The following is a 4,504-nucleotide window of genomic DNA, read 5'->3' on the forward strand; positions in this document are numbered from 1 at the left end:
CCCACTGACGCGCGCGGCCCGGCATGTGCCCCTCCGGGCACGTGCCGTTCCCGGCCACCGCGCCGCCGGCACCGACCACGGCGGCCGACCCATATTCGGTCGACCGGCGCCGGGAGTCGTAGTTGGCTCTCGTCATGGGAACACTCTGCTGGCCGCTCCACGGACTTCGGCTCACCACTCCGCGTCTCGAACTGCGTTTGCCCGACATCGCGTTGCTGGAGGACCTGGCGGCGGTGGCCGCGTCCGGTGTGCACGGTCCGGACGAGATGCCGTTCACGGTGGCGTGGACGGAGGGCACGCCGCAGCAGGTGGCCAGGACGACGTTCCAGCACGTGCTGCACACGGTGGCGGACTGGCGTCCCGAACGCTGGACGCTCAGCCTGGCGGTGCTGCGGGACGGGGTGGTGGTCGGTCGGCAGGACCTCATCGCGCACGACTTCGCGGTGACCCGTGAGGCGGGGACCGGTTCCTGGCTGGGCACGGCTCACCAGGGCCGGGGCGTCGGCACCGAGATGCGCGCGGCGGTGCTGCACCTCGCCTTCGTGGGGCTCGGGGCCCGGTCGGTGACGTCCGCGGCGATGACCGACAACCCGCGTTCGCTGGCCGTGTCCCGAAAGCTCGGTTACCGGCCGGACGGCACGGAGATCGCTTCGGTGCGCGGGCAGCGGCGCACGCTGACCCGGCTGCGCCTGGACCGGGCCGACTGGGAGGAGCGCCGCAGCGTCCCGGTCGAGGTCACCGGGCTGGGCCCGTGCCGGGAACTGTTCGGCGTCTGAGGACGTGGGCCCGATGACGGGCGGCAGTCAGGGTGAGACGGACGGCCGACGGGCGGGCGGTGACGCGGCGTCGCCGTGCGACCGCCCGCCCCACTACCGGCTACCAGCTCGACTTGCGCACGCCGGGCAGGTGGCCGGCGTGGGCCAGCTCGCGCAGGCGGATGCGGGAGAGGCCGAAGGCGCGGAAGGTGCCGCGAGGGCGGCCGTCGACGCTGTCCCGGTTGCGGACCCGGGTAGCGCTGGCGTCACGCGGCTGACGGTTCAACTCGGCCTGTGCGGCCTGGCGTTCGGCGTCCGGGGTGGCGGGGTTGCGGATGATCGCCTTCAGTGCGGCCCGTCGTGCGGCGTACCGCGCGACGATCACCCGGCGCTTCTCGTTCTTCGCGATCTTGCTCTGCTTCGCCATGTCGTCAGACCTTTCCGCCGCGCGCCCGGATGCGGGCCACGGCCTGCTCGATGCCGATGACGTCGACCGTCTTCAGGCCCTTGGCGCTGAGGGTGAGGCGGACGTGCCGGCCCTCGCTGGGCAGCCAGTAGCGCTTGCGCTGGATGTTGGGGTTGAAGCGCCGGGACGTGCGGCGGTGGGAGTGCGAGATCTGCTTCCCGAAGCTCGGCTCGCGGCCGGTGAGCTGGCAGTGGGCGGACAAGGGGAGCCTCCTGAACCCTTAATGAAAATGGTTTTCGTTTGTGTATAGTACCCGTATGGCCCGCAACGAACTACGCCCGGTGATCAAACTCCGGTCCACCGCCGGCACCGGCTACACCTACGTCACCCGCAAGAACCGCAGGAACGACCCGGACCGGATGGTGCTGCGCAAGTACGACCCGCTCGCCCGCCGACACGTCGCGTTCCGCGAAGAACGCTGATCAGGAGCCCCCAGATGAAGCCCGGCATCCACCCGACCTACCGGCACGTCGTCTTCCGGGACCGCGCGGCCGACTTCGCCTTCCTCACCCGGTCCACCGCCGACAGCGCGCAGACCATCGAGTGGGAGGACGGCAACACCTACCCCGTCATCGACGTCGAGACGTCCTCGGCGAGCCACCCCTTCTACACGGGCACCGCCCGGGTGCTGGACACCGCCGGCCGGGTCGAGCGCTTCGAACGCCGCTACGCCAGGCGTGAGGCCCGGTGATGCCCGCCGATCCGCGGAAACGCGAACCCCTCCCGGTGGACGGGCGGTTGCCGGTGGTCGTCGTCGGCGGCCTGCACGCCGACGCGCGAACGGCGACGGCCACCGCGCTGCTCAACGCGGTGCCCGGCAGCGTGGCCCTGCACCACGACCTGGCGAGCGCGACCGGCGGATCGGTCCGCCGGATCGTCCGTGAGAGCCGTGGCGTGCTGGACACCGGTCACGCGCCGCTCGTCAACGACTGCGCCTGCTGCGCGCTGCGTGAGGACCTGGTGCCGGAGCTGGAGCGGCTCGCCGCGTCTGGCCTGTGCCGGCTGGCCGTCGTCGAGCTGTGGGACTCCGTGGAGCCGCGGGCGATGGCCGAGGTGATCGCCGCGCACAGCGGCGACGAGCTTCGGCTCGCCGGTGTGGTCACGGCCGTCGACCCCGCGCTGGTGCTGCCCTGCCTGGGCAACGGCGACGACCTCGCCGAGGCCGGCCTGGCGGCGGCGGCCACCGACCACCGCACCGTCGCCGACACCTGGGCACGCCAGTTGGAGTACCCGTCGGTGCTGGCACTCGTCGACGGGCCCGAGCCCGCCGACGACGAGGACCTGGCCCTGCTGCACCAACTGCACCCGACCGCCCGGCACGTACGCCTTGACGACGCCGACCTCGTCGCCGTCGCCACGTCGGGCTTCGACGTGCAGTCGGCTGCCGCCCGGCAGCACCCCGCCTGCGCCCTGCTGCCGCAGGCAGCCTCCGCGGACGGCGTGGAGACCTTCGTCTGGCACCAGGTGCGTCCCTTCCACCCGGCGCGGCTCTACGCCGCGCTGGAGGACCTCTGCCAGGCGGCGGCCCGCAGCCGTGGGCGGTTCTGGCTCGCCGACCGGCCCGACACCCTGCTCGCCTGGGACGCAGCGGGTGGCGCGCTGTGCGTCGAGGACGCCGGTCCCTGGCTCGCCGCACTGCCGGACGCCGCCTGGGAGATGGTGCCGCCCACTCGCCGGGCCGCCGCGTCCCTCGACTGGCACCCCGAGCACGGCGACCGAACCCAGCACCTCGTCTTCACCTCACCCGACCTGGACCGCGAGGGCCTGTGCGAGCTGCTGGACTCGTGCCTGCTCACCGACGACGAGTACGCCGGCGGCCGCGACGCCTGGCAGTCACTGCCGCACGCCTTCGACGAACTCCTCGACCCGGTCGGCTGACGTCCGGCCCCACGCGCCGACGTGCCGCCCGAGCCCAACCGCCGTCATGTGTCCCGCCGTTGACGGGGCGCTCCCGCCCTCGCCCCTCCAGCCACCGATTCCTTCTCTCTCCCGAGGTTCGCCATGCCTGCTCGCGCCGCTTCGCGCAAGCCCGTCAAGCCACGCCCCAACCCGCTGGACGTGGCCGGTATCACCTACATCGACTACAAGGACACCGACCTGCTGCGGAAGTTCATCTCCGATCGCGGCAAGATCCGCAGTCGGCGCGTGACGCGGGTCAGCGCGCAGCAGCAGCGGCAACTGGCGCGTGCGATCAAGAACGCCCGCGAGATGGCCCTGCTGCCGTACACCTCCCGCTGACGATCACCGGCGGCCGGTGGCGGGGCGGCTGTGCCGTCCCGCCGAACGGCCCCGGGAGGCAGGCGAGTCGACACCGCGGAACCCCGGAGGCCCGGCGCACGTCCTTTCCAGTGTGTTCCGCCGCGTTCACCTGTCCGCGGTCGCGGATTCTCCCTCCCGGTCATCGACCGGACACGCTCCGGCAGTGGGGCGTGAGAGGTGTCAACTCCCGCTCTGACCGGGGGTGATGAGGTCACGACTCCCTGTCGTGCACGTGCATTGGCACATGCATTAGCACGTGAACGACGTTATGATCCGGGTTGGTTGGGAACTGAACTACCCGGGAGAGTCCGATGGACCAGGCGTACAACGGCATGGCGGCCCAGCACCTCCACGGGGTCACCTGGCAGAAGAGCAGGCACAGCAACTCCCAAGGCACATGCGTGGAGTTCGCCAAACTACCCGGCGGAGACGTCGCCGTCCGCAACAGCCGCTTCCCCGACGGGCCGGCACTCGTCTACACCCCCGCCGAGGTCGAGGCGATGCTGCTCGGCATAAAGGACGGCGAGTTCGACCACCTCGTCCACGGCTGACACCGCCGGCCACCCCCGGGGTGCGTGCGGAACTCGATGAGCCGACCTGTGCGGAAACCTTTCGCCGCCGCCGCGTGGCCGCCGTCTCCGCGTCCGTGCGTCCCCCGTCTCGGCCCGCAGGTCCCCGCGGCCGTGCGGCGTGAGCGCACCGGTGCGCGGAGGTCGGCCGTCAGCCGGGGATCGAGCGGTGCAGTGCTATCAGCAGCCGCCAGGTGTGCGCGGCGATGTCCGCCGGCTCCGGGGACTCGTTGATCAGTCCGTGCAGCCAGTCGGCCAGTACGGCGGTGAAGGCGGCGGCGACCGCCGTGCCGACGAGAGCCGGGGAGGGTGCTCCGGCCAGGGCGCGTTCGGTGCGGCTGCGTTCCCGCAGCTCGTGGCGCAGCAGGTCCCCCAGCGGGCCGCCGCCACCGGGAAGCAGCAGCGAGCGGTGCAGGTCCGCGTGGGTGGCGACCACGGCGAAGAACGCCGGCAGC

The 4,504-nt window shown here is 72.2% G+C and carries 8 protein-coding genes and 1 pseudogene; 6 read left to right on the top strand and 3 right to left on the bottom strand.

All coding sequences use genetic code 11. The features are described 5' to 3' along the window. Positions 1-134: 134 nt before the first annotated feature. Complete coding sequence (locus ACYVE9_RS16705) at positions 135-776, top strand: GNAT family N-acetyltransferase (RefSeq protein ID WP_461028663.1); 642 nt, start codon at positions 135-137, stop codon at positions 774-776. Positions 777-876: 100 nt separating this feature from the next. On the opposite strand, the gene rpsN is transcribed toward ACYVE9_RS16705, so the two are convergent. Both rpsN and rpmB read right to left on the bottom strand, forming a co-directional pair. Continuing rightward, positions 877-1,182, bottom strand: coding sequence for a 30S ribosomal protein S14 (rpsN, locus tag ACYVE9_RS16710; RefSeq protein ID WP_461028664.1), 306 nt, complete (start codon positions 1,180-1,182; stop codon positions 877-879). Positions 1,183-1,186: 4 nt separating this feature from the next. Then, a complete protein-coding gene (gene rpmB / locus ACYVE9_RS16715; RefSeq protein WP_461028665.1) occupies positions 1,187-1,423 on the bottom strand; it encodes a 50S ribosomal protein L28 in 237 nt (78 codons plus the stop codon). Positions 1,424-1,478: 55 nt separating this feature from the next. On the opposite strand from rpmB, the gene rpmG reads away from it, so the two are divergent. The 5 genes from rpmG (at position 1,479) to ACYVE9_RS16740 (ending at position 4,031) form a co-directional block, all read left to right on the top strand. Beyond that, complete coding sequence (rpmG, locus tag ACYVE9_RS16720) at positions 1,479-1,643, top strand: 50S ribosomal protein L33 (protein WP_283989686.1); 165 nt, start codon at positions 1,479-1,481, stop codon at positions 1,641-1,643. A 14-nt stretch (positions 1,644-1,657) separates the two neighbouring features. Next, a complete protein-coding gene (locus ACYVE9_RS16725) occupies positions 1,658-1,912 on the top strand; it encodes a type B 50S ribosomal protein L31 (protein WP_461028666.1) in 255 nt (84 codons plus the stop codon). Then, the gene (locus tag ACYVE9_RS16730) at positions 1,912-3,099 is read left to right on the top strand and encodes a CobW family GTP-binding protein (protein ID WP_461028667.1); all 1,188 of its coding nucleotides are present in this window, start codon (positions 1,912-1,914) and stop codon (positions 3,097-3,099) included. Before ACYVE9_RS16725 ends, ACYVE9_RS16730 begins: the two co-directional genes overlap by 1 nt. Positions 3,100-3,222: 123 nt before the next feature. Continuing rightward, positions 3,223-3,459, top strand: a complete 237-nt coding sequence (gene rpsR, locus ACYVE9_RS16735) for a 30S ribosomal protein S18 (RefSeq protein ID WP_461028668.1) — start codon at positions 3,223-3,225, stop codon at positions 3,457-3,459. A 332-nt stretch (positions 3,460-3,791) separates the two neighbouring features. Then, complete coding sequence (locus tag ACYVE9_RS16740; RefSeq protein WP_461028669.1) at positions 3,792-4,031, top strand: DUF397 domain-containing protein; 240 nt, start codon at positions 3,792-3,794, stop codon at positions 4,029-4,031. Between the two features lie 169 nt (positions 4,032-4,200). On the opposite strand, the pseudogene ACYVE9_RS16745 reads toward ACYVE9_RS16740, so the two are convergent. Continuing rightward, positions 4,201-4,504, bottom strand: a pseudogene (locus ACYVE9_RS16745) (TetR/AcrR family transcriptional regulator); the annotation flags it as partial.

It is taken from the genome of Streptomyces sparsus, from assembly GCF_054776295.1.